This window comes from Pseudomonas sp. JH-2 (genome assembly GCF_036231725.1).
GTDB lineage: Bacteria > Pseudomonadota > Gammaproteobacteria > Pseudomonadales > Pseudomonadaceae > Pseudomonas > Pseudomonas delhiensis.
Map to the genome: position 1 here is coordinate 110,021 of NZ_JAZAQP010000016.1, position 25,656 is coordinate 135,676.

The following is a 25,656-nucleotide window of genomic DNA, read 5'->3' on the forward strand; positions in this document are numbered from 1 at the left end:
AGGCTCCTGCCCTGTTGGGCTCTTGTTGTTATGTTGCGGTTGCGCTGTTTCAGGGGTGCCGCTCACCGCCTGCGGCGGCCAGGGCGCGGCCGGCGCGCGAGTCGTTGGGCCGGCCCAGCCGCTGGCTGATGGCCGTGCCCAGGCGGGCCACGGCCGGCAGGTCGACGCCGGTGGCGTAGCCCATGCCGTGCAGCAGGTGCAGCACATCCTCGGTGGCGACGTTGCCGCTGGCGCCCGGCGAATAGGGGCAGCCACCGAGGCCGGCCAGCGAGCTGTCGAAGGTGCGCACGCCGGCCTGCAAGGCCGCGTGCACGTTGGCAACGGCCATGCCGAAGGTGTCGTGGAAGTGCCCGGCGAGGGCTGCCAGCGGCAGGCGTTCGGCGCAGTGCTCTACCAGCCGCGCAGTGGCATCCGGGGTGCCCTTGCCGAGGGTGTCGCCCAGGCTGATCTCGTAGCAGCCCAGCTCGTACAGGCGCTGCGCCACCTCGCCGGCCCGTTGCGGCGCCACCGGGCCGCCGTAGGGGCAATCGAGCACGCAGGACACGTAGCCGCGCACCCGCACGCCGCGCTCGCGGGCCAGCGCCAGCACCGGCTCGAAGCGGCGCAGGCTGTCGGCGATGGAGCAGTTGATGTTGCGCTGGGAGAAGGCCTCGGAGGCGGCGGCGAACACCGCCACCTCCTCGCAGCCCGCCGCCAGCGCCGCCTCCAGGCCCTGCTGGTTGGGCACCAGGGCGCTGAAGCGCACCCCGGGCCTGCGCCCGAGGCGGCGCAGCACCTCGCCGCTGTCGGCCATCTGCGGCACCCAGCGCGGCGAGACGAAGGCGCCGGCCTCGATGTGCCGCAGCCCGGTGTCGGCCAGTTGCTCGACCAGTTCGACGCGCGCCGCCACCGGCAGCGCCTGGGGCTCGTTCTGCAGGCCGTCGCGCGGGCCGACCTCGACGATTTTCACCCGGCCGCTCATGCGCCACGCCTTTCGCGCAGCAGTTCCACCGCGCGGTCGGCACGCACGTCGCCGGCTTCCACCAGGCGCCGCGCCAGCCAGTCCACTTCCTCGCCGCGGGCGCCGGCCACCAGGGCGATGTTGCGCGCGTGCAGGGCCATGTGGCCGCGCTGGATGCCTTCGCAGGCCAGGGCGCGCAGGGCCCCGAGGTTCTGCGCCAGGCCCACGGCCACGGCGATTTCCGCCAGTTCCTGGGCGCTCTGCACGGCGAGGATGCGCAACGACAGCTGGGCCAGCGGGTGGGTGCGCGTGGCGCCGCCGACCAGGCCCACCGGCATGGGCATCTCGATGCTGCCCACCAGGTGCCCTTCGGCGTCCTTCTCCCAGGTGGTCAGCGAGCCGTAGTGGCCGCTGCGGCAGGCGTAGGCATGGGCGCCCGCCTCCACGGCGCGCCAGTCGTTGCCGGTGGCGACGATCAGGGGGTCGATGCCGTTCATGATGCCCTTGTTGTGGGTGGCCGCGCGGTAGGGGTCGACGGCGGCGAAGCAGTAGGCGTCGAGGATGCCCTCGATCACCGCCTCGCCGCTGTAGTCCCGCGACTGCAGCTGTTGTGGGGCGATGCGCACCTGGGCCCGGGCCAGGCGCAGGTCGGCCAGGTTGGAGAGGATGCGCAGGCGCGCCTGGCCGCCGGTGATGCGCTCCATCAGCGGGGCCACCGCCTCGGCCATGGTGTTCACCGTGTTGGCGCCCATGGCGTCGCGCACGTCGACGATCAGGTGCGCCACCAGCATCGGCCCGCGCGGGCTGTCGGCGAAGCAGTGCACCTCCAGGTCGCGGCAGCCGCCGCCCAGGCTGTTGAGCAGCTGGTCCTTGCGGTTGGCCAGCTCGAGTATCTCTTCCTTGTGCCGCAGCAGCGCCAGGCGCGCGTTGAACGGGTCGCCCAGGCCCACCAGCTGGACCTGGGCACGCATCAGCGGCGCGCTGCTGGAGGTGCGGAAACCGCCGCCGGCGCGGGCCAGCTTGGCCATGTAGGAAGCCGCGGCGACGATCGAGGGTTCCTCCACCACCATCGGCACCAGCAGCTCGCGGCCGTTGACCACGAAGTTGCTGGCTACCGCATAGGGCAGCTCGAAGGTGCCGAGCACGTTCTCGATCATGCCGTTGGCCACCTCCAGCGGCAGCGCACCGGGTTCGCCCAGGTGCTGCAGCTCGGGCAGCTGCAGCAGGGCCGCGAGCTGGTCGAGGCGCTGGCGAGGCGACAGGTTGCGGAATTCGGGAAGGCGGGAATCGATGGGCATCGTGGGCGTCCGTTGTGGTTCTTGTGGGATGCGGGCGGCGCCGGGGCCGCCCGAGGCCCTAAGGTGCTATGACTGGTCCCGTCGATGAAGGTACAGTTGGCTGCAACAGTACCCACACTGTACCCATGACACTCCCGGAGAGCGCCGTGCCCCGCCAGACCCTCGCCGAACAGGTCGCCCAGTCCCTCGCCCGACAGATCCGCGAAGGCGCGCTGCAGCGCGGCGACCGCCTGCCCTCGCTGCGCGAGTACATGCGCCTGCACGGCCACTCGAAGAACACCGTGATCACCGCCTACGAGCTGCTGGCCGCCCAGGGCCTGGTGGAGGCGCGCCACGGCAAGGGCTTCTTCGTCCGCGCCAGCGTCCCGCGCGGCAGCGAGGCCGAGGAGCCGCTGCCCTACACCCGCGCCCTGGACACCATCTGGATGATGCGCCAGCAGTTCGTCCGCGAGCCGGCCCGGGCGCCGCTGGGCGAAGGCTTCCCGCCGGTGGCCTGGCTGCAGGACATGCGCCTGGACCGCTTCACCCGCCAGGTGCTGCGCACCGACGCCAATTCGCTGTTCCGCTACGGCAACCGCCTGGGCAACCCGGCGCTGCGCCAGAGCCTGGTGCGCCGCCTGGCCGGCTACGCCATCGACGGCAACCCGCGGCAGCTCCTCACCACCCACGGCGCCAACCATGCGCTGGACCTGATCGTCCGGCGCTTCGTCGCCCCCGGCGACGCGGTGCTGGTGGAGAACCCCGGCTACTACCCGCTGTTCGGCAAGCTGCAGCTGCAGGGCGCGCGCATGCTCAGCGTGCCGCGCCTGGCCGACGGGCCGGACCTGCAGGTGCTGGAGCAGTTGCTGCGCCACGAACGGCCGAAGCTGTTCTTCCTGCAATCGGTGGGGCACAACCCCACCGGCTCGGACATTTCGCCGGTGAAGGCGCACCAGTTGCTGAAGCTGGCCGACGAGCACGACCTGCTGCTGGTGGAGGACGACGCCCTGGCCGACTTCAAGCCCAGTTCGGCGATCAAGGTCGCCACCCTCGACCAGTTGCGCCGCACGCTCTACGTCGGCAGCTTCTCCAAGTCGATCTCGGCCTCGCTGCGGGTCGGCTTCATCGCCGGCAGCCGCGAGCGCATCGAGGAACTGGCGGACCTGAAGATGCTGCTGCACACCAGTTGCTCGGAGTTGTGCGAGCGCACCGTGGACGTGGCGCTGGGCGAAGGCTACTTCCTGCGCCACCTCACCCGCCTGCAGGCCCAGGTCGCCGAGGCCACCCGCGCCGCGCTGGCGGTGCTGGACGAGTTGGACGCCGAGGTGCTGTGCCGCCCGCAGCAGAGCCTGTACCTCTGGGCGCGCTTCCCGCACATCGACGACGCCGCGGCCTTCACCCGCACCACGCTGCCCCAGGGCCTGGCCCTGGCGCCGGGCACCATCTTCAGCACCGATCGCGGCCAGGCCAACCCCTGGATGCGCCTGAACGTCGCCTACCTGCAGGACCCGCTGTTCGCCGCCTGCGTGCGTCAGGCCCGGGGCGCGCGGCGGTAGACCAGGGTGTCCTGGGTGCCATGCCAGGCATCGTTGCGCGCCCCGCGCAGGGTGCGCACCAGGCAGAAGCCGGCGGCCTCGGCCAGGCGCTGGCTGCGCGGGTTGGCCGAGGACGTGGTGAGGTAAAGCCTGGCCCTCGGCAGTTGCGCGCAGACCTCGCGCAGGGCCGCGCTCAGGTAGCCCTGGCCGGCGAAGCGCGAACTGGCCCAGTAGCCGATCACGTAGCTGTCGCCCCTGCCCCGGGGTTGCAGGCCGATGCAGCCGATCACTTCGGCGCGGTCGGCGGAGAGCAGGAACAGGCGCTTCTCCGCCAGGGGCGCGGCGTAGTTGGCGATGGCGCCCTTGAGCGAGCGCAGCACCTGCTCGGCGCTCACCTGCGGCGTCACCCAGTCGAGGAAGGGCGCGTGCTCCGCGTAGCTGTCCTGCAGGGCCCGGCGCAAGGGTTCGCAGAGCGCCAGGCTGGGGCGTACCAGCACGGCGTCGCGGGTGGTCAGGCGGTACTCCACGGGTGGCGTCTCTTCAGGTGGCGGCATTCGGCCAGACTACCTCAGCCCGGCGCCGCCGGCACCTCCCGGCTGCGTCGGGCGGCGGCGGGACGGGCGGTCGCTGGCGGGGTTCCCGGCGCCTGCTTTACTTCGATTAGCCCGGCCGATTGGCAGCGTGCCACGCCAAGGAGGACGCCCATGCCCCGCGTGCAAAAGGACCCGCTGGAGCCCCAGCTGGAGAACGAACGGGAGCGCATCGCCTTCCGCCGCGAAAGCCTCGGCCTGAACGCCGATGCGTACAAGTGGGGGCTGGGGCTGTCCGGCGGCGGCATCCGCAGCGCCACCTTCTGCCTGGGCGTGCTGCAGGCCCTGGCCCGGGCACCGTCGCCGCGCCGCGGCGAGCAGGTGCAGGGCGAGGCGCCGCCGCTGCTGGCAGACTTCGACTACCTGTCCACGGTCAGCGGTGGCGGCTACGTCGGCAGCTTCCTCTACAGCCTGTTCCTGCCCGGGCGCCTGCGCGAACTGCCGCCGCGCCACCCGCCGGCGCCGGCCAGCGATGCACGCCAGGCCGCCCTGGACGCCTATGGCGTGTTGCGCCACGAGCCGCCGGGGCGCATCAGCACCAGCACCGACTACCAGGGCGCCAACATCCTCGGGGCGCCCGGCGCCTGGCTGCGGGAGAACGGCCGCTACCTCACCCCCACCGGGGCCGGCGACATGTTCTATGCCCTGGCGATGACCTGGCGCAACTGGCTGTCGCTGCACCTGGTGATCGGCATGCCGCTGCTGCTGGCCTTCGCCCTGCTGTACCTGTTCCGCCTGGCGCTGACCGCCAACCTGCTGCTGGTGCCCGCCGCGCTGTTCGTCTTCGCCGTGCTGCCGCTGGTGATCGCCTACTGGCAGGTCATCCCGCGCAACGACCTGGACGAACGGCCGAGCCTGTTCAACTGGGCCGCCGGCGCCACGCTGACGATGTTCATCGCGCTGGCCATCGGCTGCGTGCTGTGCCTGCTGCTGGGCTACGGGCCACTGGCCGCCTGGCACCTGGTGGCCGCGGTGGTGGTGGCGCTGGCCATGCTCGCCGCCGCCCTGCTGGTCCGCCGCATGGCACCGAAGCGACCGCGCCCCGGTGGCGGCAACGGCCCGCGGGCGCGCCTGGGTGCCGCCATCGAGCGCCTGGCGGGTACCCTGCAAGGCACCGGCGTGCTGCGCGGGGTGGCCCGCAACTGGCTGCTGCAGTTCGCCGCCTGGGTGCGGCCGGGGCCGCGCGACGAGCTCGGCCCCGACTCGGTCCGCAACTACCGGGTGCTGGTGACCCGCTGCCTCAGCCAGGCGCTGATCCTCACCGCCGCCCTGCTCTACCTGGCCCTGCTCGGCCTCCTCGCCGAGGAGCTCTACGAGAAGCTGCACGGCCCCTGGGCCGCCGGCGTGGGCGGGGTGCTGCCGCTGCTGATCTGGCTGGTGCGCAAGCTGGCGGTGTTCAAGGACGAGAAGGCCATCCCCGGCTGGCTGGCGAAGCTGCCGCTGGACGTGCTAGGGCTGATCGCCGGTGTGCTGCTGCTGTCCGTGGTGTGCCTGGCCTGGGCGCTGTTCGCCCTCTGGGTGGGCGCCGACGGCGCCGCCCGCCTCGACCAGGACGGCGCCCTGCTGCGGCTGTTCCTGCTCGGCCTCTCGGCGCTGCTGGTGGCCTTGCTGAACAGCCAGTTCGTCGGCTTCCTCAATACCTCGACGCTGCAGCCCTACTACGCCGCGCGGCTGACCCGCGCCTACCTGGGCGCCTCGAACGGCGAACGCTTCGCGGAAACCGACAGCGCCACCCGCAAGCGCCAGATGAGCGTCGCCGAGCCCCAGCGCGGCGACGACCTCGCCGTGGAGCACTACTACGGCCCGCCCACCGCCGGCCCGCTGCACCTGCTCAACGTCACCCTGAACCTGACCGTCGACCCCGCCGAGCAACTGGTCCAGCGCGACCGCAAGGGCAAACCGCTGTGCCTGGCGCCCGGCGGCCGGCACATCAGCGAGCCGGCCTTCATCTACGACGGCACGCCGCAGCGCCGCGGCCCGGCCACGGGCCTGGCCTCGGAAATCGGCATGCCGCTGAGCATCGGCCAGTGGGTGGGCATCTCCGGCGCCGCGGTCAGCACCGGCCTGGGCCGCGCCACCAGCCTGGGCTATTCGCTGGTGCTGGGCCTGGCCAACGTGCGCCTGGGCGTCTGGTGGCCGAGCCGCTTCGAGGCCGTGCACGACCAGGCCCCGGGCTTCGCCAGCCTGCTGCCGACGCAGACCTACCTGCTCTACGAGCTGACCGCGCACTTCCACGGCCACCGCCGCGAGTACCAGTACCTGTCCGACGGCGGCCATTTCGAGAACACCGCCGGCTACGAACTGCTGCGCCCGGGGCGTGACATCGAGCTGACGCTGGTGTGCGACTGCGGCTGCGACGCCGACTACCGCTTCGACGACCTGGCCAACCTGGTGCGCCTGGCGCGCATCGACCACCACCTGGAAGTGCGCGAGGACAGTGGCGTGCTGCGCAACCCGGTGCTGGCCAAGGTGTTCGGCAGCCTGGAGGAGTTCCGCCAGCCGCCGGCAACGAACGCCAGCAAGTGCGCGCTGCTGTTCGAGGTGAGCGACTGCGCCGATGGCGAGGCGCGCCCGCCCCGCCCGGAGGCGCCGCCGCGCCGCTGGCTGCTGGTGCTCAAGCCACGGCGGATCGCCGGCATGTCCGCGGATGTGCTCAACTACGCCCGCGAAAACCCCGAGTTCCCCAACCAGACCACCGCCGACCAGTTCTTCGACGAGGCGCAGTTCGAGAGCTACCGCCAGCTCGGCCTGGACATAGGCCGCCTGCTGTTCGGCGACGGCCAGGTCGCGCGGGAACTGTGGGATTACCTGGACATCCATTGAGGCAGGGGCGCCGCTCCCCTGCCAGGAGAACGCCTGTAGTGACGGAAACCAAGCCATGATCGACCTGGAACTGACCAAGCGCCTGCTGGAGGGCGCCCGCCGCGCCGACGGCGGTCCCTTCCCGGCGGAGGCCATCGCCCGCCACTACCACGCCGAACTGCACCGCCGCCTGGGCGCGGAGGCGCCGGATGCCGACGTGGTCATCGCCAACGCGCTGATCCTCACCGACCTGATGCGCCGCCTGGGCCTGCTGGAAGGCCTCTACCACGGCAACGAGGTCGGCACCCCCAGCGACGGCGAACGCCTGACCGGGGACGGCGAGCGCTTCCTCGTGCTGCTGGACGATCCGCGATTCGTCGAGTACCTGGGCAGCCAGCCGCTGCGCGGCGACCGCGATACGGTGCTGGAGGCTATTCGTCGATTCAGTCCGGCGGGTGGATGAGCCTGGCATATGGGGCTTGCGTAGGATGGGTGTCGTACCAGCCGGCAATACCGGCGTTTCCGGCTGACGCCGGACTTCCCGTTCACGCCGAACGGTCCCCTCTCCCTTCAGGGGGAGGGCTAGGGAGGGGGCTTGGTGTCAGGGGAAACGCCATCACTGGGATCGAGCTCCGTCCCCTCTCCCCAGCCCTCTCCCTGAAGGGAGAGGGGGCTGTCCCGAGCAAACGGATAACGCAGCGTCAGCCGGCAAGTCCGTAGGGCGAATAACCGTTCGCGGTTATCCGCCGCCATTCGTGCCGCCGGTGAGTCCAATCGCGGACGGAGTCCTACGTTCGTGCCTCCTGGAACCGTAGTAAGCGGACTCCGTCCGCGATTCGGCGGATAACGCCGTAGGCGTTATGCGCCCTACGGACTATCGCGAACGTGGGGACCCGGGGTTCGCGAGCAAGCTCGCTCCTACGAAGAGCAGTGCCGCTCTTGCTCTGGTTTTTAGACTTCCAGAGAAACAACCGAGCGCACCGGAACGCCCCTTCAGGAGGCCGAGCGAAACCGGCGCTCAGGAGGTCATGCGACATGGATGTCGCTAGAGCCCCGATCAGCACAGGGACGTGCTGTCGGGGCGGGCCTCCGTGGCGGGGGAATTCGCGAGGGTAGCCCGGCTCCATCGGGCCCGTATGTCGGGGCAAGCGTTTTGGTTACTTTGGGGCGATTGCCAAAGTGACTCGCCCGAGGGGGCGAAACAAGAAACATCAACGCACTCGGAGCGGCGCGCCACACCCAAACCCAATAGACAGTTGCTCCTACGACCGTGCTTCCTGGAACCGTAGGACTCTGTCCGCGATCATGGCGTTATCCGAATACCTCACCCCGGATCGAGCTCCGCACCCTCTCCCGCTCAGAACCCCACGCTCGCCTGCACGAAGAACGTCCGCGGCTGGCCGGCGTAGATGCCGGCGTTGTTGTCGCTGGAGCGGGTGAAGCTCTCCTTGTCGAAGATGTTCTTCACCCCCGCGCCGAGCTTGAGGTTGGACAGCTGCGGGCCGAAGTCGTAGCCCACCCGGGCGTTCCACAGGGCGTAGCCGGGGATGTCGCCGTACTGGCCGTCGGCGGTCGGCTCGGTGATGTAGTTGTGGGTGAAGCTGCCGTCGGCGTTGGTGCTCGGGCCAGGGGAGCTCTGTTTCGACTGGGCGAAGGCGTCGACGTTGTAGGTCCAGCGGTCGCGCACGTAGCGCAGGCCCAGGGTGGCCACCTGGCGCGAGTAGAACGGCAGGTCTCGGCCCTTGAAGCCGGGGATCTCGCCTTCGTAGGTGGCGCGGGTGTAGGTCAGAGTGCCGTAGGCGGACAGGCCTTCCAGGCGCGGGTCGAGCGCCGCCAGGTCGTAGTGCAGCGAGGTCTCGATGCCCTGGTGCTTGGTGGCGCCCAGGTTGGTCCAGCCCACGTCGTTGCTGATGTACTGCAGCTCGTCGTCGAAGTCGATGTAGAACAGCGTCACCTCGCCGCCCCAGGCGCCGTCGTCGTAGCGCGTGCCGAGCTCGTAGGTGCGCGCCTTCTCCGGTTCCAGGCCGTCGGCGGTCTGGTCGCCGCGGCCGCCCTGGCCGAGCTGGAAGTACTGCAGGCTGCCGAAGGAGGTCTCGTAGTTGGCGAACAGCTTCCAGGCGTCGGAGACGTGGTACATCACGCTCAGCGCCGGCAGCGGCTCGTTGTAGTCCTTGCTGCGGTTCTTCGCCTGCACCGGCTTGCCCTTGTTGTCCAGCACCGGGCGGTCCTGCCAGTCGGTGGAGATGCGCTCGAAGCGGATGCCGGGGGTCACCGTCCAGTTGCCGACGTCGATCTTGTCGTCGATGTACAGCGAGTTGGCCTCGGTGCCGCCGGTGCGGTCCTGGTAGACGTGGCCGTCGGCGCCGGGTTGCGGCGTGGGCACGTTGTTCACCAGGGCTACCTGGGAGGCGCGCTCTTCCATGTCTTCCTTCAGGTAGCGGTAGCCGACGCTGGCTTCCTGGGTGGTCGGGCCGAGGAAGAAGATCCGCGACAGGCGCGGCTCGAAGCCGAAGGTGTGGTAGTCGCGCGGGTAGGACGCGAGGGTCTTGAGGTCGCGGTTGGCGATGTCGCTGCCGCGGAAGCTGTCGCTGTAGTAGGTCAGCACTTCCAGCTGGGTCAGGTCGTCGATCTTGCGCGTCCACTTGAACGAGCCGTCGCTGCGGCGGCCGCGGAAGTTGTCGTAGTCGCGCACCGACTGGTAGGGGTCGTGGTCGTACTGCGCCTGGGTCAGGCCGCCGGGCATGTCGGCGGTGCCGTCGTAGTAGTGCAGGTTCAGCGCGAAATCGCCGGCGTCGGTGGGCGCCCAGTGGGTCTTCAGGGTGACGTCGTCGATGTCGTTGTGGTTGTTGCTGTCGCGGTAGCCGTCGCCCTTCACCCCGGAATACAGCAGGGCCATGCCGATGCCGTTGTCGGCGGTGCCGCCGATGAAGGCGTTCTGCATCTGCTTCCAGCCGCCGTGGCCGGCGTGCTCGACGGTGGTGCCCACCTCGCCGGAGAATTTCTCGGGAATGGCGCGGGTGACGAAGTTGATCACCCCTCCGACGTTCTGCGGGCCGTAGCGCACGGAACCGGCGCCGCGCACCACGTCGATGCTGTCGTAGCTGCCGGCCACGCCGGGGAACATCGACAGCTGCGGCTGGCCGTAGGGCGCCACGGCGGCCGGCACGCCGTCGATGAGGATGGTGGAGCGCGGCGACAGGCGCGAGGTCAGGCCGCGCACGCCGACGTTGAGGGAGACGTCGCTGCCGCCGGTGCCGTTGTTGTCCTGCACCTGCACGCCGGGGATGCCGCGCAGCGCCTCGCGCACGCTGACCACGCCCTTCTCCTGCATGGCCTCGCGGCGCACCACGGTGCGCGCACCGGGGTGGTTCTGCACGTCGCGTTCCTGGGCGTCGGCCAGCCAGTCGCCGACCACCTTCACCTCGGAGGACTCCATCTGCAGCGGCTCGTCGGCGCCGGCCGCGCGCTTGCGCAGGACGATGCCGTTGCCGACCACCTGGTAGTCCAGGCCGCTGCCCTGCAGCAGGCGCTCCAGGGCCTGCTCCGGGGTCAGTTCGCCGCTGACCGCCGGGGCCTGCTTGCCGTCCACCAGGTCGGGGGTGAAGAACAGCTGCAGCGACGTCTGCTGGCCCAGTTGCTTGAGCGCGTCGTTCAGCGGCATCGGGTGGATGTCCACCTGGGCGGCCTGGGCCTGGCCGATGGCGGCGGCGATGGCCAGGCTCAGGGCCAGTGGCAGCAGGCGCCGGCCGGCGCGGGGGGAAGGCATGCGAAGCGAAGGGTTGGTCACGATGTTCCTGTTCCTTGAGGTCCCAATGGCGGCTCGCAGGAAAGGGGCCTGGCGAGCCTTTGCCGGGGAAGACGAAACAGGGCGATGAAAACCTGAATCTAACGGAGAATTATTTCGCTCGAGCCGTCGGGCAAGGCCCGCACCCTGACCGGCAGCAGGTGCGGCAGCGCCATCAGCAGGGCGTCGGTGTCGTCCACGCGGAACACGCTGGTCAGGCGCATCTTCGCCACTTCCGGCCCTGCGACGCGCAGCGGCTGGGCACGGTAGCGGGAAACCTCGCGGGCCACTTCGGCCAGGCTCGCGCCGTTGAACACCAGGCGCCCGTCGCGCCAGGCGGTCTGTGCGGCGACGTCGGTGGCCGCAGCCGGCGCCACCCGCCCCCGGGCGTCGATGCGCGTGCCCAGCCCCGCGGTCAGCAACTGCTCGGCGGCGGCCGCTTCACGCCCGGCCACCCGTACCTTGCCCTCCTCCACCGCTACCCGCACTTCCCCGGCGTCGCGGCGCACGTCGAAGCGCGTGCCGGTGACGGTCACCGCGCCCAGCCCTGCGTCGACCACGAAGGGCCGGTCGGCGGCATGGGCGACGCTGAACATGGCCTCGCCGCGCTCCAGGGTCACGTCGCGGCGCAGGTCTCGGAAGCGCACCTGCAGGCGGGTGTTGCCGTTGAGTTCCAGCTGGCTGCCGTCGGGCAGCTCCACCTGGCGGCGTTCGCCCAGGGCGGTGTGGAACTCGGCGCTGTAGTCGCGGCCCCAGCCACCGAACAGCACGACGCCGGCGGCCAGCCCGGCCACGCAGGCCGCCGCGGCGAACGCCGGCCAGCGCCGCCGCGTGCCGCGCGGGCGCAGGGTGATGGGCTCGTCGGCGGCCAGCTGGCGCAGGCGCTGCGCCGGGATCAGGTCGGCGGCGCTCCACAGGCGCTGCAACTGCTCGAATTCGTGGCGGTGCGCCGGCGTCGCCAGCCAGGCCTCGAAGGCGGCCTGCCCGGCGGCGTCCAGCGCGCCGTCCTGGAGGCGCGCGAACCAGCGGGCGGCGGCGTCGCGCGGCGGCTCGGTCAGCGCCATGGGCGTTTCCCCGGCACGGTCCTGAGGGTGGGTTTCACTGGCTGGTCCTTCATCACGGTGAATCACGGTGCATCGCCCAGGCGGTCCCTGAGGTGGCGCAGGGTACGGATCATATATTTTTCCACCATGTTCTTGCTCAACCCCAGCCGCTCGGCGATTTCCGCCTGGGACAGCCCCTCCAGCTTCTGCCAGACGAACACCTTGCGGCAATTGGCCGGGAGTTCGGCCAGGGCGCGTTCGATGGAACCGGCCAGCTGTACCGCGTGCATGGTGGTCTCCGGGTCGCCGTCGGGCGCTTCGTGCCCGTCCAGGTGCTCGATGCCCACCGGCGGGTGCGCCTGCTCGCGGCGGAAGGCGTCGATGGCCAGGTTGCGCGCCGTGCGATGCAGGTAGGCACGCGGCTGCGCCACCGCGGCCTGCGGGGTTTCCAGCAGGCGCAGGTAGGTGTCGTGGGCCAGGTCCTCCGCATCGACGCGGTTGCGCAGGCGGCGGGTCCAGGCTCCGATGAGCTCCTCGTAGTGTTCGAAGAGGCCAGGCTTGCGCGGTGGTTTGGCGGGCATGGGGGGAATAAACGCGAAGAATGAGCAAATGGTAATGCTTCCTGTTTTCCGCTGGCAATCTCCGCCCGGCAACTTCCCGCGGCATTTCCACCGGCAAGCCGCCGGAACCCCGGGCCGCCTGTGCCCGTCAATCCAGTAGACGCAACGAGGAAGGAGCATCGAACATGAAAGGCATTGGCATCCTCCGCGGCGCCCTGCTCTGGGGCGCCCTGCTGGTATCCGCACCGCTGCTGGCGGCGGACGCCGGGGTGCAGGACTTCGTCAGCCGGGCCTCGGCCGCCGGCCTGGCCAACATAGACGCGGCCAAGATGGCGCTGAGCAAGAGCCGCTCGGCGGACGTGAAGACCTTCGCCGTCCACCTCATCGACGACAACACCAAGACCAACGTCCAGCTCAAGACCCTGGCCGAAAGCCGCCGCCTGCAACTGGCCGAAGGGCCCGACGAGGCCGGCCGCGCCAGGCTGCAGGAGCTGCAGGCGCGCCAGGACGACTTCGACGCAGCCTTCGCCCACAGCCAGGTGCGCGCCCAGGAAGAGGCGCTGCAGCTGTTCAGCGAGGCGGCGGAACAGGCCGGCGACGAGGACGTGCGGCAATTCGCCCAGAACAACCTGGCGGTGCTGCGCCTGCACCTGCAGATGGCCCGCCAGTTGGCCGAGGCCCATGGCGCCGGCTGAGCGCCGCGGCCCCTCGTCGCGGGCCGGCCTGGGCCGGGCGAAACCGGCTAAACCTACTGGGGACGATACGCAGGACGGCTCCGGGCCGCGCAGGAGCGCGCGGACGCGGCCCCATGAAGACACCACAGGAGAACCCCCATGACCCCGCATCGATGGTTTCCCTCCCGCCGGCACGACGGCGTGGCCGAACTGCAGGCCCTGGTCGACGAGCTGGGGGGGCTGCTCGAAGGCAGCCACGACCTGGCCGCCAAGGACATCCCCGCGTTCAAGGCGCGCCTGCGCCACCTGACGGACGACTGCCATGCCATCGGCGACCGCCTGGCCTACCAGGGCCGGCGCGCACTGCGCCGCGGTGGCGACTACGCCAGCGAGCATCCCTGGCAGGTCGCGCTCATCCTCGCCGCCACCTGCGGAGCGCTGGTCGCCGCCTGCCTTATCAACCGCCGGCGCTGAACCCGCACCGCCGCCCGGGCGCCAGGCCCGCACCTCGTACGCGAACCGCGCCACGGATTCGGCGCGTGCAGGCCTTCGAGCGCTTCCCCACCGGGTATTTTTAGTATGTAATTACATGCTACGTAGTACATTACGAAATCATGGGAGCGGCCATGGCACGGGGCGGGATCAACAAGGCGCTGGTACAGAAGGCGCGCATGGCCATACTGGCCCGCGGGGAGAACCCGAGCATCGACGCCCTGCGCGTGGAGCTGGGCAACACCGGCTCCAAGACCACCATCCACCGCTACCTGAAGGAGCTGGAAGCCGAAGCCGGCGGCAGCGCCGAGCGTCCCCTCGCGTTCAGCGAGGAGCTGGGCAACCTGGTCGCGCAGCTGGCCGAGCGCCTGCAGCAGGAGGCCCGCGACTCGGTGACCGAGGACCGCGCCAGGCTGTCCCGCGAGCGGCTGGACTACCAGCAGCAGGTGCGCACCGCCCAGCAGCGCATCGAGCAGTTGCAGGCCCAGAACCAGGCGCTGGAGACGCAACTGCGGGAAACCCGCGAGCAGCTGGAGCAGACCCGCCAGCAGAAGCACCAGGGCGAGCTGGCCAGCGCCCGCCTGCGCCAGGCCGCCGGCGACCTGGAGACCCGCCTGCGCGAACGCGACGCGCAGATCGCCGCGCTGGAGGAAAAGCACAACCACGCCCGCCTCTCCCTGGAGCACTACCGCCAGACCGCGAAGCAGGAACGCGAACAGCAACAGCGCCAGCACGAAGCCCAGCTGCAGCAGCTGGCGGGCGAACTGCGCCAGGCGCAGCAGGGCCTGGCCGCGCGCCAGGACGAGCTGACACGGCTGAACCGCGACAACGAGCGCCTGCTCACCGAGGCGCGCCTGCTGCGCGACCAGCAGCAGGAGCAACAGCAGCAGCTGGCCCGCCACGCCCTGGCGATGGAAGCCCTGCGCCAGGAACGGGCCCAGGCCGAAGGCGCCCGCTCGGTGCTGGAGCAGCGCAACCTGGCCCAGGGCGAGGAACTGGCGCGCCTGGAGCAGCACGGCCGCGAGCAGTCCCGGCAGTTGCAGGCCCTGCAGCAGCGCCTGCAGGAGCTGAGCCTGGCGCTGCGCGACGAAGCGCCCTGAAGCGTCTTCTGCGACTTATTGCCGGTGGCGCCCCGCGTCTCGCCAGCTAGGCTATAGCGACCACCCGGGTTTCTTTCGCAGCGACCAGCGACCTCCCGCAAGCCGGGACGTCGGCCCTGCCGGCGCTTGGTCCAGCGGCTTTCCGGCCCTTCGGCCGGGAGATTGCCCGGGGCGCTGAACAAGCGTGGACCTATCGCAACCGGCAAGGTATTCCGCAATGCACGATATCGACCCCGTTGAAACCCAGGAGTGGCTGGACGCCCTGGAATCGGTGCTCGACCGCGAAGGCGAAGAGCGCGCCCACTACCTGATGACGCGCATGGGCGAGCTGGCCAGCCGCACCGGCACCCAACTGCCCTACGCCATCACCACCCCCTACCGCAACAGCATCCCGGTGGGCCACGAGGCGCGAATGCCGGGGGACCTGTTCATGGAGCGGCGCATCCGCTCGCTGGTGCGCTGGAACGCCCTGGCCATGGTGATGCGCGCCAACCACAAGGACCCGTCCCTGGGCGGCCACATCTCCACCTTCGCCTCCTCGGCGACGCTCTACGACATCGGCTTCAACTACTTCTTCCGCGCCCCCACCGAGGAACATGGCGGTGACCTCATCTACTTCCAGGGCCACGCCTCCCCCGGCATCTACGCCCGCGCCTTCATCGAGGGGCGCCTGAGCGAGGAGCAGCTGGAGAACTTCCGCCAGGAGGTGGACGGCCACGGCCTGTCCTCCTACCCGCACCCCTGGCTGATGCCGGACTTCTGGCAGTTCCCCACCGTATCCATGGGCCTGGGGCCGATCCAGGCCATCTACCAGGCGCGCTTCATGAAGTACCTGGAAAGCCGCGGCTTCATTCCCCCGGGCCAGCAGCGCGTGTGGTGCTTCCTCGGCGACGGCGAGACCGACGAGCCCGAATCCCTCGGCGCCATCTCCCTGGCCGGGCGCGAGAAGCTGGACAACCTGATCTTCGTGGTCAACTGCAACCTGCAGCGCCTGGACGGCCCGGTGCGCGGCAACGGCAAGATCATCCAGGAGCTGGAAGGCGTGTTCCGCGGCGCCAGCTGGAACGTCATCAAGGTCATCTGGGGCCGCTTCTGGGACCCGCTGTTCGCCAAGGACACCGCCGGCCTGCTGCAGGCGCGCATGGACGAGGCGGTGGACGGCGACTACCAGAACTACAAGGCCAAGGACGGCGCCTACGTGCGCGAGCACTTCTTCGGCACCCGCCCGGAACTGCTGGAGATGGTCAAGGACCTCTCCGACGACGAGATCTGGAAGCTCAACCGCGGCGGCCACGACCCCTACAAGGTCTACGCGGCCTACCACGCGGCGGTGAACCACAAGGGCCAGCCGAGCGTGATCCTGGCCAAGACCATCAAGGGCTACGGCACCGGCACCGGCGAGGCGAAGAACATCGCCCACAACATCCACGAGATCGACGTGGCCAGCCTGCGCGCCTTCCGCGACCGCTTCGACATCCCGATCCGCGACGCCGACCTGGAGAAGGTGCCCTTCTACAAGCCCGAGCCCGGCAGCGCCGAGGCCAAGTACCTGGCCGAGCGCCGCGCCGAGCTGGGCGGCTCGGTGCCGCACCGCCCGGGCAACGCCTTCAGCGTGCCGGTGCCGCCGCTGGAGACCCTCAAGGCCATGCTCGACAGCACCGGCGACCGCGAGATCTCCACCACCATGGCCTTCGTGCGGATCATCTCGCAGCTTATCAAGGACAAGGAGATGGGCCCGCGCATCGTCCCCATCATCCCCGACGAGGCACGCACCTTCGGCATGGAGGGCATGTTCCGCCAGCTGGGCATCTACTCCTCGGTCGGCCAGCTGTACGAGCCGGTCGACAAGGAACAGCTGATGTTCTACCGCGAGGACAAGAAGGGCCAGATACTGGAGGAAGGCATCACCGAGGCCGGCGCCATGTCCTCGTTCATCGCCGCCGGCAGCGCCTACAGCAACTACCGCCAGCCGATGCTGCCGTTCTACATCTTCTACTCGATGTTCGGCTTCCAGCGCATCGGCGACCTGGCCTGGGCCGCCGGCGACGCCATGGTCCGCGGCTTCCTGCTCGGCGGCACCGCCGGGCGCACCACCCTCAACGGCGAAGGCCTGCAGCACGAGGACGGCCAGAGCCACGTGCTCGCCTCGGTGATCCCCAACTGCCGCACCTACGACCCCACCTACGCCTACGAGCTGGCGGTGATCATCCACGACGGCGCGCGGCGCATGCTGCAGGAACAGCAGAACATCTTCTACTACATCACCGTGATGAACGAGAACTACCCGCACCCGGCCATGCCCGCCGGCGCGGAGGAAGGCATCATCCGCGGCATGTACCTGCTGGAGGAAGACAAAAAGGACGCCGCCCACCACGTGCAGCTGCTGGGCTCGGGCACCATCCTGCGCGAAGTGGAGGCCGCGGCGAAGATCCTCCGCGAGGACTTCGGCATCGGCGCCGACGTCTGGTCGGTCCCCAGCTTCAACGAGCTGCGCCGCGACGGCCTGGCCACCGAGCGCTGGAACCGCCTGCACCCGGAGCAGAAGCCGGCGAAGAGCTACGTCGAGCAGTGCCTGGAAGGCCGCAAGGGCCCGGTGATCGCCTCCACCGACTACATGAAGCTGTACGCCGAGCAGATCCGCCAGTGGGTACCGGGCAAGGAATACAAGGTGCTGGGCACCGACGGCTTCGGCCGCAGCGACACCCGCCGCAAGCTGCGCGACTTCTTCGAGGTGGACCGCCGCTGGATCGTCCTGGCGGCGCTGGAGTCCCTGGCCGACCGCGGCGACATCGAGCCCAAGGTGGTGGCCGAGACCATCGTCAAGCTCGGCCTCGACCCGAACAAGCGCAACCCCCTGGACTGCTGAGGAGACGCATCGTGAGCGAGCTGATCCGCGTACCCGACATCGGCAACGGCCAGGGTGAAGTCATCGAACTGCTGGTCAAGGTCGGCGACAAGGTCGAGGCCGAGCAGAGCCTGCTGACCCTGGAATCCGACAAGGCCAGCATGGAAATCCCCTCGCCCAAGGCCGGCGTGGTGAAGAGCATCAAGGTCAAGGTCGGCGACACCCTGAAGGAGGGCGACGAAATCCTCGAACTGGAGGCCGAGGGCGCCGCCGCCGAGGCACCCGGGGCAGAAGCTCCCACCCCGGCTGCCGAAGCGCCCGCCGAGGCACCGGCGCCTGCGCCGACGCCACGGGCAAGTGGCGGCGGCGTACAGACGGTGCGGGTGCCGGACATCGGCAACGGCCAGGGCGAGATCATCGAGCTGATGGTCAAGGTCGGCGAGCGCATCGAGGCCGACCAGAGCCTGCTGACCCTGGAGTCCGACAAGGCCAGCATGGAAATCCCCTCGCCCGCCGCCGGCGTGGTCAAGGCCCTCAAGGTGAAGCTCGGCGACACCTTGAAGGAAGGCGACGAAATCCTCGAACTGGAAGCCGAGGGCGAGGCAGCCCCGGCTGCAGCCTCTGCGGCAGCGGCAGCGGCACCGGCACCGGCATCGGCAGCGGCGCCGGAAGCCACCCCCAGCGCCCCGGCGCCCGCCGCCGCGCCGGCCAAGGCCGAGGCGCCCCCGCCGGTGGGCGCGCCCAGCCGCGACGGCGCCAAGGTCCACGCCGGCCCGGCCGTGCGCATGCTGGCCCGCGAGTTCGGCGTCGAACTGGCGGAAGTGAAGGCCACCGGGCCCAAGGGCCGCATCCTCAAGGAAGACGTGCAGCTGTTCGTCAAGGAGCAGCTGCAACGGCCCAAGGGCGCGGCGGCGGGAGCCGGCGGCGGCGCGGGCATCCCGCCGATCCCGGAAGTCGACTTCAGCAAGTTCGGCGAAGTGGAAGAAGTGGCCATGACCCGCCTGATGCAGGTCGGCGCCGCCAACCTGCACCGCAGCTGGCTGAACGTGCCCCACGTGACCCAGTTCGAGTCGGCCGACATCACCGAGGTGGAAGCCTTCCGCGTGGCGCAGAAGGCGGTGGCGGAAAAGGCCGGCACCAAGCTGACCATCCTGCCGATCCTGCTCAAGGCCTGCGCCCACCTGCTCAGGGAGCTGCCGGACTTCAACAGCTCCCTGGCCCCCAGCGGCAAGGCGCTGATCCGCAAGAAATACGTGCACCTCGGCTTCGCCGTGGACACCCCGGACGGCCTGCTGGTGCCGGTGATCCGTGACGTCGACCGCAAGAGCCTGCTGCAGCTGGCCGCCGAGGCCGCGGAACTGGCGGAGAAGGCGCGCACCAAGAAGCTCCCGGCCGACGCCATGCAGGGCGCCTGCTTCACCATCTCCAGCCTCGGCCACATCGGCGGCACCGGCTTTACACCGATCGTCAACGCGCCGGAAGTGGCGATCCTGGGGGTGAGCAAGGCGACCATCCAGCCGGTGTGGGACGGCAAGGCCTTCCAGCCACGGCTGATGCTGCCGCTGTCGCTGTCCTACGACCACCGGGTGATCAACGGCGCCGCCGCGGCACGCTTCACCAAACGCCTGGGGGAACTGCTGGCAGATATCCGAACGTTGTTGCTGTGATCCGCCATGATCGCGGACAGAGTCCGCTCCTACGGTTCCAGGTAGGCGCGGACGTAAGCGGGCCCTGCCCGCGAATCGCGCGCAGGGCGCGCTCCTACAGGTGGGACAGCCGTGGCGGGGTAGGAGCGGACTCCGTCCGCGATTGGACTCACCGACCACGCCGGACGCCACCGTGGCACGGATGGCGGCGGATAACCGCGAACGGTTATTCCTACACGAATCCCCGTAGGGCGCATAACGCCTACGGCGTTATCCGCCGCCATCCCCGGGTACTGACGTTCCGGCAGAACACGAAGCGATCCCTATCACCGCGAGCGCATGGGTTTCGCCCGGGCCCACCTCATCCTGCAAAAGGCGCGAGCCCATGCCCCTCCCCCGTCATCGACTATGCTGAAACCACGGGTTCGCAAGCACCCCCTGCCGCCACCTGGGCGGGCCGCAAGCCTCAGCCGGAGCCTGTCGACACCGTGTTAGCCAGCCCTGCCCTGACCGCCTTCATCGCCCCCAGCGGCCCCGCCCTGCGCTTCGCCGGCAAGACCCTGCTGGCCGGCGGCATCGCCCTGTGGCTGTCGTTCCGACTGGACCTGGAGCAGCCGCAGTGGGCGCTGATGACGGTGTTCATCGTGTCCCAGCCGCTGTCCGGGATGGTCGTCGCCAAGGGCCTGTTCCGCCTGCTCGGCACCCTGGTCGGGACCACCATGGCGGTGGTCATCATGGCGCTGTTCGCCCAGACGCCCTGGCTGTTCCTGCTGGTGGTGGCGCTGTGGATGGGCCTGTGCACCGCGGCCTCGACCCTGCTGCGCAACCATGTGTCCTATGCCTTCGTGCTGTCCGGCTACACGGTGGCGATCATCGCCCTGCCGGCGATCAACGTGCCGCTGCAGGTGTTCGACCAAGCCGTGGCGCGCTGCACGGAAATCTGCCTGGGCATCGTCTGCGCCTCGGTGGTCAGCGCCACCCTGTGGCCGCAACGGGTCGAGGAGAACCTCGCACGGGTCGCCCGGGAAACCCTGGACGCGGCCCTGCAGGCGGCGGCCAATGCGGTGCGCGGCCAGGCACGCGAGCCGGAGGGCATCCTGCAGTTGCTCGGCCGCATCGTCGCCGCCGACGCCCAGCGCGACCACGCCTGGTTCGAAGGGCACCAGGGCCGGCGCCGGGCGCTGGCGCTGCGCACCCTGTCGCGCGACGTGCTGAGCCTGCTGCGCAGCGCCCGCGGGGTGTCGCGCCAGCGGCAGTTGCTCACGCCCGAAGCGGAAGCGCAGCTGCGCCCCTGGGCCGACGAGTTGCTGGCGCTGCTGCCGAGCCATTCCCTCGAGCGGCTGCACGAGCTGCGCGACCGCCTGCTGCGGGCCAGCGCCGACGAGGCCCTGGACAACGACCTGCGCTACTGCCTGGCGCGCTGCGCGTTGCTGCTGGTCAAGGCCGAGGCCGCCGAAACGGCCGCCGCCGGGGTGGCCAGCGGCGAGTTCAGCGGCGACGCCAGCAGCGGCCTGTCCTGGCACCGCGACTGGCAGATGGCGCTGTTCTATGGCCTGCGCAGCGCCCTGGCGCTGCTGGGCATCGCCGCCTTCTGGCTGGCCAGCGCCTGGCCGGCGGCAGTGGGCGGCATGCTCATGGCCGGCATCCTCTGCAGCCTGTTCGCCAACCGCGACAACGCCGTGGAGCTGAGCATGAGCTTCCTGCGCGGCATCCTCTACGCGCTGCTGGCGGCCATAGTGGTGGACCAGTGGCTGCTGCCGCAGTGGAACGGCTTCCCGCTGCTGTGCATGGCCCTGGGCGTGCCGCTGTTCTTCGCCGCCCTGGGCATGGCCGGGCCGCCGGCGCTGATCGGCACCGCCACCACCTTCGCCATCCAGTTCATCACCTTCATCGCGCCGCGCAACGACATGCACTACGACTTCGCCAGCCTGCTCAACTCGGCCCAGGCCACGGTCATCGGCGTGGGCTTCGCCGCCATGGTGTTCCGCCTGCTGGCGCTGCCGCCGGACTGGGTGATCCGCCGCCAGGGCCAGGCCATGGCGCTGGACCTGGGGCGCCTCACCCGCTACCCCCTGGCCCAGGCGGAAAGCTGGTTCGGCGGGCGCATGGCCGACCGCCTGATGCGCCTGGCGCGGCACTACGCGTTGCTGCCCCAGGCCCTGCAGCGGCGCTGGCTCGACGGCCTGCTGGCGCTGGACATGGGCAGCGAGCTGCTGCACCTGCGCCACTGCCTGGCCGGCGCCCGGGGCGTGCTGCGCAAGCGCCGGCAGGCCTTCCTCGACCAACTGGGCGACCTGCTCCAGGCCGGCCCGGCGCCGGGGCGCGAGGCGCGCCTGGACGAACTCTGCGACGCACTGGACGCCGCCCTGCGCAACGACGCCAGCCACCTGGACGAGGACAACCGCCTGGCCCGCGCCGCCCTGCGCCAGCTGAGCCATACCTGGCGCGCCTGGTGCCGCCTGGAGGACGGCCATGAACCTGGTTGAACTGCCCCTGGGCGGCGTCTACGTCAGCCCGATGTTCCTCTACGCGCTGGTCGCCCTGGCCCTGACCATCGTCCTGCGCAAGCTGCTGCAGGCCACGCCGGCGGGGCGCTGGATCTGGCACGAGGCGCTGTTCGACTGCGCGCTGTTCACCCTGCTGCTGGCCGCCGTCGCCTGGTGCGCCGGCATCGCCAACGGATAACGAGGAGCGCCCGACGTGCGAGCTTTCCTGCGAGTCCTGACCACCCTGCTGGTGGTCGCCGCCGCCGTGCTGGCCGGGCTCTGGCTGTGGCGCTACTACATGCTCTCGCCCTGGACGCGGGACGCCCGGGTGCGCGCCGACGTGGTGGTGATCGCCCCGGACGTGTCCGGCTGGGTCACCGAGCTGCCCATCGTCGACAACCAGAAGGTCAAGGCCGGCGACCTGTTGATGCGCATCGACCGCGACCGCTACCAGGCCAACCTCGACCAGGCCCGCGCCCTGGCCGAGACGCGCAAGCAGGAATACCTGCTGCGGCAGAGCGAGGCCAACCGCCGCAAGCGCCTGACCAGCGCGGCGATCAGCGCCGAGGATCGCGAGACCGCGCAGCTCAACGCCAACATCGCCAACAGCCAGTACCAGGAGGCCCTGGCCGCAGCGCGCCTGGCCGAGATCAACCTGCAGCGCAGCGAGGTGCGCGCCCCGCGCGACGGCCAGGTGACCAACCTGCGCCTGGCCCAGGGCAACTACGCGCAGACCGGCCAGGCGGCGATGGCCCTGGTGGACCAGGGCTCGTTCTACGTCACCGCCTACTTCGAGGAGACCAAGCTGCCCGGCATCCACGTCGGCCAGCGCGCGCGGGTGACGCTGATGAGCGGCGAGCGCGTGCTCGAGGGCCGGGTGCAGAGCATCAGCAGCGGCATCACCGACCGCAACGCCCTGCCCGACACCCAGCTGCTGGCCAACGTCGAGCCGACCTTCAATTGGGTGCGCCTGGCCCAGCGCATCCCGGTGCGCATCGAGCTGCGGGAGGTGCCCGGGGACATCCACCTCAGCGCCGGCATGACCGCCACGGTCAACATCGAAGCGGATGCCGCGCGCTGATGGCGCTCACCAGAGCGCCAGCGTGTAGTCGACGTTCAGCCGCAGCTCGTTGTCGTCGCGGTGGGTGGCGCCGGGGGCGAAGTCGTTGCGGTACCAGGCGTGGCGCACACGGAAGGCCACGCCCTTGAAGCTGCCGCTCTGCACCGTATAGGACAGCTCGACGTCCTTCTCGCTCTCGGTCAGGCCGCTGCCGCCGAATTTCGCCAGCTCGATGTTGTCGCCGCGCACGTAGCGCAGCATCCCCTTGAGCCCCGGCAACCCGGCGCCGGCGAAGTCCTGGTCGAACTTCACCTGCCAGCTGCGCTCCTTCGGGTTGATGAACTCGGAACTCAGGGTGCCCTCGGTGATCACCAGCGGCTCGGTGCCGAACAGGTAGGGCATGGCCGTGTCGCCGTCCAGGCGCATGTAGCCCACGCCCAGGCTGTGGCTGGCCCAGGCGTAGGTGAGCATCAGCGCGCTGTTGCGGTTGTCCACCTTGCCGGCCTTGGCGGCGCCGTCCTCGCCGGTGACGAACAGGCGGAAGTCGCTCTTCAGCCTGCCCGGGCCCAGCGCGCGCTCGTCGACGAAACCGAAGTAGTCCTTGCGGTACAGCTGGTCCAGCTCGGCGTGGTAGTACTTCAGCGTCAGCCGTTTCGACCAGGCGTAGTCGCCGCCGAGGAAGGTGAACCTGTCCGAGGTGGCGGCGCCGTTGAAGCGGCCGTTGGGCGCGCCGACGCTCATCTTCTGGTAGTCGGTGGAGTCGCGCAGGTTGATGCGGTCGAGCCAGCCGGCGTGCAGCGTCAGGCCGTCGATGTCCTGCGAGCGCAGGTAGGTGCCGCGGAAGGTCTGCGGCAACAGGCGCGTGGGGCTGGCGAAGGCGATCGGCAGGAAGGTGCTGATGGTGCCGGCCTGCAGCTCGCTCTTCGACACGCGCATCTTGGCGGTCAGGCCCAGCTCGGAGTAGTCGTCGGCCGGCTCGCGGGTGACCGGGTTGTAGGGCAGCAGCCCGGTGCCGGCGCGGTCCGCCGAGGAGTCCAGCTTCAGCCCGAGCATGCCCTGGGCATCCAGGCCGAAGCCCACCGGGCCCTCGGTGAAGCCCGACCTGAAGTTGAGGATGAAGCCCTGGGCCCATTCGCGGGCGGCGGCCTGGGGCGTCTCGCCCAGGTAGTTGCGGTCGAAGTAGTAGTTGCGCAGGACCAGGTCGGCGTGGCTGTCGTCGACGAAGCCGGCGGCGCCGGCCGCGGTGGCGGACAGCAGGGCGATGGCGGCGGCCAGGGTGTTCAGGGGTGCCTTGTGCATGGTGCTCTTCACTTTCTTGTAGTTGTACGAAGCCCTGCCGCGCGGGGCGGCATGGGCAGGCGAGGTCGGATCAGTCGGGCAGTTGCGCGGGGCGCCGGGCGGCCAGGCGGAACAGCGCCAGGGCGGCGACCACGATGCCCGGCGCCGAGGCCAGCAGCACGCCGGCGCTGCCGGTGCCCAGGGCGAGCATCTGCCCGGCCACCAGGGGCCCGCTCATGGCGCCCAGGCGGCCCACCGCGACGGCGGCGCCCACCCCGGTGGCGCGCACCCGCGCCGGGTAGAACCAGGGCGCCAGGGCATAGAGCACGCCCTGCCCGCCGGTGGCGAAGAAGCCGGCGACGAAACCGGCCAGCAGCATGCTGCGCAGCTCGGCGGCCAGGCCCAGGCCGGCCAGCGCGGCGAGGATACCCAGGTACACCAGGGCCGCCGTGGCCCAGGCCGGCAGGCGCTCCATCAGCACGCCCAGGGTCAGGGTGCCGATGGCCGCGCCTATCTGCAGGGCGAACATCACCCAGCTGGCCTGGCTGGGGCTGAAGCCCTGGCCCACCAGCAGGCTGGGCAGCCAGTTGATGAGGATGTAGACCACCATCAGGGTGAAGAAGTAGCTGAGCCAGAGCAGCCAGGTGGCGCCCTGGCCGAGCAGGTCGCGGCGCAGGCTGGCGGGGCTCCCGGCCTCCGCGGCGGCGTGGAACCCGCCGGATTCCGGCAGGTACAGCGCCAGCAGCGGCAGGATCAGCAGCGGCACCACGCCGCCGACGTGGAACACCAGCTGCCAGTTGCCGGCATAACCGGCGATGCCGATGCCGGCGGCCAGCGCCGCGCCCAGGGGCACGCCGCAGTACATCAGGCTTACCGCGCTGCCACGCAGGCGCGCGCCGGCGGCCTCGGAACTCAGGGCGATCAGGTTGGGCAGCGCGGCTCCCAGGCCGACGCCGGTAAGCAGGCGCGCCGCCAGCAGGCTGTGCAGGTCCCAGGCGTGGGCGGTGGCCAGGGAGAACACGCCGAACAACGCCACCGAGCCGATCAGCACGCGCTTGCGCCCGACGCGGTCGGCCAGCCAGCCGCCGGCGAAGGCGCCGGGCAGCAGGCCGAGGATGCCGGCGCTGAATACCCAGCCCATCTGCAGCTTGTCCAGCGAGAAGGCCCTGGCCATGCCCGGCCCGGCGATGCCGGCGGCCTGCAGGTCCAGTCCCTCCAGCAGCGCGACCAGGAAGCACAGGCCGAGGGTGGCGAGCAGGCGTGGCTGCTCGCGAAGAATCGCGGTGGAAGTAGTCATGCCGCGGCCCTCCCCTGGCGGGAATACGGGGCGTGGCGGTGGTGCAGCGAAAGGCGATTGCTCATGGGATTTCACCCGTCTTGTTCTTGTAATGGGTGGCGCCGGCCCTCGCGGGGCAGGTGCCGTTCTTTCAACGCCAGCCCAACTCGGCGGCGTGTTTTTGTAGGAGAGCGCCCTGCGCGCGAATCGCAGGCAGGGCCTGCTCCTACAGTCGAGGTGGGGCCCACCGTAGGAGCGGACCTTGTCC

General features: G+C 70.3%; 19 protein-coding genes. 11 read left to right on the forward strand and 8 right to left on the reverse strand.

What is annotated here, in order from left to right; all coding sequences use genetic code 11:
* Positions 1 to 49: 49 nt before the first annotated feature.
* Both VV867_RS13790 and VV867_RS13795 read right to left on the reverse strand, forming a co-directional pair.
* Complete coding sequence (locus VV867_RS13790) at positions 50 to 961, reverse strand: hydroxymethylglutaryl-CoA lyase (protein ID WP_328566686.1); 912 nt, start codon at positions 959 to 961, stop codon at positions 50 to 52.
* Positions 958 to 2,238 (reverse strand): hydroxymethylglutaryl-CoA reductase, degradative, encoded by a 1,281-nt coding sequence (locus VV867_RS13795; protein WP_328566687.1) that lies wholly within the window; start codon positions 2,236 to 2,238, stop codon positions 958 to 960. The genes VV867_RS13790 and VV867_RS13795 overlap by 4 nt, the downstream gene beginning before the upstream one ends.
* A 146-nt stretch (positions 2,239 to 2,384) precedes the next feature.
* Here VV867_RS13795 and VV867_RS13800 point away from each other — a divergent pair, with 146 nt between their 5' ends.
* A complete protein-coding gene (locus VV867_RS13800) occupies positions 2,385 to 3,773 on the forward strand; it encodes an aminotransferase-like domain-containing protein (RefSeq protein ID WP_328566688.1) in 1,389 nt (462 codons plus the stop codon).
* Here VV867_RS13800 and VV867_RS13805 read toward each other — a convergent pair.
* The gene (locus tag VV867_RS13805; RefSeq protein WP_109934109.1) at positions 3,749 to 4,306 is read right to left on the reverse strand and encodes a GNAT family N-acetyltransferase; all 558 of its coding nucleotides are present in this window, start codon (positions 4,304 to 4,306) and stop codon (positions 3,749 to 3,751) included. The two genes, VV867_RS13800 and VV867_RS13805, sit on opposite strands and share 25 nt — an antisense overlap.
* A gap of 150 nt (positions 4,307 to 4,456) precedes the next feature.
* Here VV867_RS13805 and VV867_RS13810 point away from each other — a divergent pair, with 150 nt between their 5' ends.
* Together VV867_RS13810 and VV867_RS13815 are read left to right on the forward strand one after the other, a co-directional pair.
* On the forward strand, positions 4,457 to 7,165 hold the full coding sequence (locus VV867_RS13810) for a hypothetical protein (protein WP_328566689.1): 2,709 nt from the start codon (positions 4,457 to 4,459) through the stop codon (positions 7,163 to 7,165).
* Between the two features lie 55 nt (positions 7,166 to 7,220).
* A complete protein-coding gene (locus tag VV867_RS13815; RefSeq protein ID WP_275630263.1) occupies positions 7,221 to 7,607 on the forward strand; it encodes a hypothetical protein in 387 nt (128 codons plus the stop codon).
* Positions 7,608 to 8,501: 894 nt separating this feature from the next.
* On the opposite strand, the gene VV867_RS13820 is transcribed toward VV867_RS13815, so the two are convergent.
* The 3 genes from VV867_RS13820 to VV867_RS13830 form a co-directional block, all read right to left on the reverse strand.
* On the reverse strand, positions 8,502 to 10,910 hold the full coding sequence (locus tag VV867_RS13820) for a TonB-dependent siderophore receptor (RefSeq protein ID WP_328566701.1): 2,409 nt from the start codon (positions 10,908 to 10,910) through the stop codon (positions 8,502 to 8,504).
* A gap of 119 nt (positions 10,911 to 11,029) precedes the next feature.
* Entirely contained in the window at positions 11,030 to 11,992 is a 963-nt protein-coding gene (locus VV867_RS13825; protein WP_328566690.1) for a FecR family protein, read from the reverse strand.
* 62 nt (positions 11,993 to 12,054) lie between these two features.
* The gene (locus VV867_RS13830) at positions 12,055 to 12,552 is read right to left on the reverse strand and encodes a sigma-70 family RNA polymerase sigma factor (RefSeq protein WP_109934114.1); all 498 of its coding nucleotides are present in this window, start codon (positions 12,550 to 12,552) and stop codon (positions 12,055 to 12,057) included.
* A 164-nt stretch (positions 12,553 to 12,716) separates the two neighbouring features.
* Between VV867_RS13830 and VV867_RS13835 the strand changes: the two genes are divergently transcribed.
* The 8 genes from VV867_RS13835 (at position 12,717) to VV867_RS13870 (ending at position 22,855) form a co-directional block, all read left to right on the forward strand.
* On the forward strand, positions 12,717 to 13,226 hold the full coding sequence (locus VV867_RS13835; protein WP_109934115.1) for a DUF4142 domain-containing protein: 510 nt from the start codon (positions 12,717 to 12,719) through the stop codon (positions 13,224 to 13,226).
* Between the two features lie 138 nt (positions 13,227 to 13,364).
* Positions 13,365 to 13,679 carry a hypothetical protein gene (locus VV867_RS13840; RefSeq protein WP_328566691.1) on the forward strand — a complete coding sequence of 105 codons (315 nt, stop codon included), beginning with the start codon at positions 13,365 to 13,367 and terminating at the stop codon, positions 13,677 to 13,679.
* A 152-nt stretch (positions 13,680 to 13,831) separates the two neighbouring features.
* A complete protein-coding gene (locus VV867_RS13845; protein WP_328566692.1) occupies positions 13,832 to 14,797 on the forward strand; it encodes a DNA-binding protein in 966 nt (321 codons plus the stop codon).
* Between the two features lie 217 nt (positions 14,798 to 15,014).
* On the forward strand, positions 15,015 to 17,663 hold the full coding sequence (aceE, locus tag VV867_RS13850) for a pyruvate dehydrogenase (acetyl-transferring), homodimeric type (protein WP_109934118.1): 2,649 nt from the start codon (positions 15,015 to 15,017) through the stop codon (positions 17,661 to 17,663).
* A gap of 11 nt (positions 17,664 to 17,674) precedes the next feature.
* On the forward strand, positions 17,675 to 19,309 hold the full coding sequence (gene aceF, locus VV867_RS13855; protein WP_328566693.1) for a dihydrolipoyllysine-residue acetyltransferase: 1,635 nt from the start codon (positions 17,675 to 17,677) through the stop codon (positions 19,307 to 19,309).
* Between the two features lie 467 nt (positions 19,310 to 19,776).
* Positions 19,777 to 21,774: an FUSC family protein gene (locus tag VV867_RS13860; protein ID WP_328566694.1), complete on the forward strand. Its 1,998-nt coding sequence runs from the start codon at positions 19,777 to 19,779 to the stop codon at positions 21,772 to 21,774.
* Positions 21,761 to 21,973 (forward strand): DUF1656 domain-containing protein, encoded by a 213-nt coding sequence (locus VV867_RS13865; RefSeq protein WP_109934897.1) that lies wholly within the window; start codon positions 21,761 to 21,763, stop codon positions 21,971 to 21,973. Before VV867_RS13860 ends, VV867_RS13865 begins: the two co-directional genes overlap by 14 nt.
* Before the next feature lie 15 nt (positions 21,974 to 21,988).
* Entirely contained in the window at positions 21,989 to 22,855 is an 867-nt protein-coding gene (locus VV867_RS13870) for an HlyD family secretion protein (protein ID WP_328566695.1), read from the forward strand.
* A 6-nt stretch (positions 22,856 to 22,861) separates the two neighbouring features.
* On the opposite strand, the gene VV867_RS13875 is transcribed toward VV867_RS13870, so the two are convergent.
* Complete coding sequence (locus tag VV867_RS13875; RefSeq protein ID WP_328566696.1) at positions 22,862 to 24,133, reverse strand: OprD family porin; 1,272 nt, start codon at positions 24,131 to 24,133, stop codon at positions 22,862 to 22,864.
* A 70-nt stretch (positions 24,134 to 24,203) separates the two neighbouring features.
* Positions 24,204 to 25,409 carry a 3-(3-hydroxy-phenyl)propionate transporter MhpT gene (gene mhpT / locus VV867_RS13880; protein ID WP_089393256.1) on the reverse strand — a complete coding sequence of 402 codons (1,206 nt, stop codon included), beginning with the start codon at positions 25,407 to 25,409 and terminating at the stop codon, positions 24,204 to 24,206.
* Between the last annotated feature and the right edge of the window lie 247 nt (positions 25,410 to 25,656).

What these genes read in the sequence shown, in the direction of transcription:
- VV867_RS13790 (WP_328566686.1), bottom strand. Translation starts at nt 961, where the DNA reads ATGAGCGGCCGGGTGAAAATCGTCGAGGTCGGCCCGCGCGACGGCCTG.
- VV867_RS13795 (WP_328566687.1), bottom strand. Translation starts at nt 2,238, where the DNA reads ATGCCCATCGATTCCCGCCTTCCCGAATTCCGCAACCTGTCGCCTCGC.
- VV867_RS13805 (WP_109934109.1), bottom strand. Translation starts at nt 4,306, where the DNA reads ATGCCGCCACCTGAAGAGACGCCACCCGTGGAGTACCGCCTGACCACC.
- VV867_RS13810 (WP_328566689.1), top strand. Translation starts at nt 4,457, where the DNA reads ATGCCCCGCGTGCAAAAGGACCCGCTGGAGCCCCAGCTGGAGAACGAA.
- VV867_RS13815 (WP_275630263.1), top strand. Translation starts at nt 7,221, where the DNA reads ATGATCGACCTGGAACTGACCAAGCGCCTGCTGGAGGGCGCCCGCCGC.
- VV867_RS13820 (WP_328566701.1), bottom strand. Translation starts at nt 10,910, where the DNA reads ATGCCTTCCCCCCGCGCCGGCCGGCGCCTGCTGCCACTGGCCCTGAGC.
- VV867_RS13825 (WP_328566690.1), bottom strand. Translation starts at nt 11,992, where the DNA reads ATGGCGCTGACCGAGCCGCCGCGCGACGCCGCCGCCCGCTGGTTCGCG.
- VV867_RS13830 (WP_109934114.1), bottom strand. Translation starts at nt 12,552, where the DNA reads ATGCCCGCCAAACCACCGCGCAAGCCTGGCCTCTTCGAACACTACGAG.
- VV867_RS13835 (WP_109934115.1), top strand. Translation starts at nt 12,717, where the DNA reads ATGAAAGGCATTGGCATCCTCCGCGGCGCCCTGCTCTGGGGCGCCCTG.
- VV867_RS13840 (WP_328566691.1), top strand. Translation starts at nt 13,365, where the DNA reads ATGACCCCGCATCGATGGTTTCCCTCCCGCCGGCACGACGGCGTGGCC.
- VV867_RS13845 (WP_328566692.1), top strand. Translation starts at nt 13,832, where the DNA reads ATGGCACGGGGCGGGATCAACAAGGCGCTGGTACAGAAGGCGCGCATG.
- aceE (WP_109934118.1), top strand. Translation starts at nt 15,015, where the DNA reads ATGCACGATATCGACCCCGTTGAAACCCAGGAGTGGCTGGACGCCCTG.
- VV867_RS13865 (WP_109934897.1), top strand. Translation starts at nt 21,761, where the DNA reads ATGAACCTGGTTGAACTGCCCCTGGGCGGCGTCTACGTCAGCCCGATG.
- VV867_RS13875 (WP_328566696.1), bottom strand. Translation starts at nt 24,133, where the DNA reads ATGCACAAGGCACCCCTGAACACCCTGGCCGCCGCCATCGCCCTGCTG.
- mhpT (WP_089393256.1), bottom strand. Translation starts at nt 25,409, where the DNA reads ATGACTACTTCCACCGCGATTCTTCGCGAGCAGCCACGCCTGCTCGCC.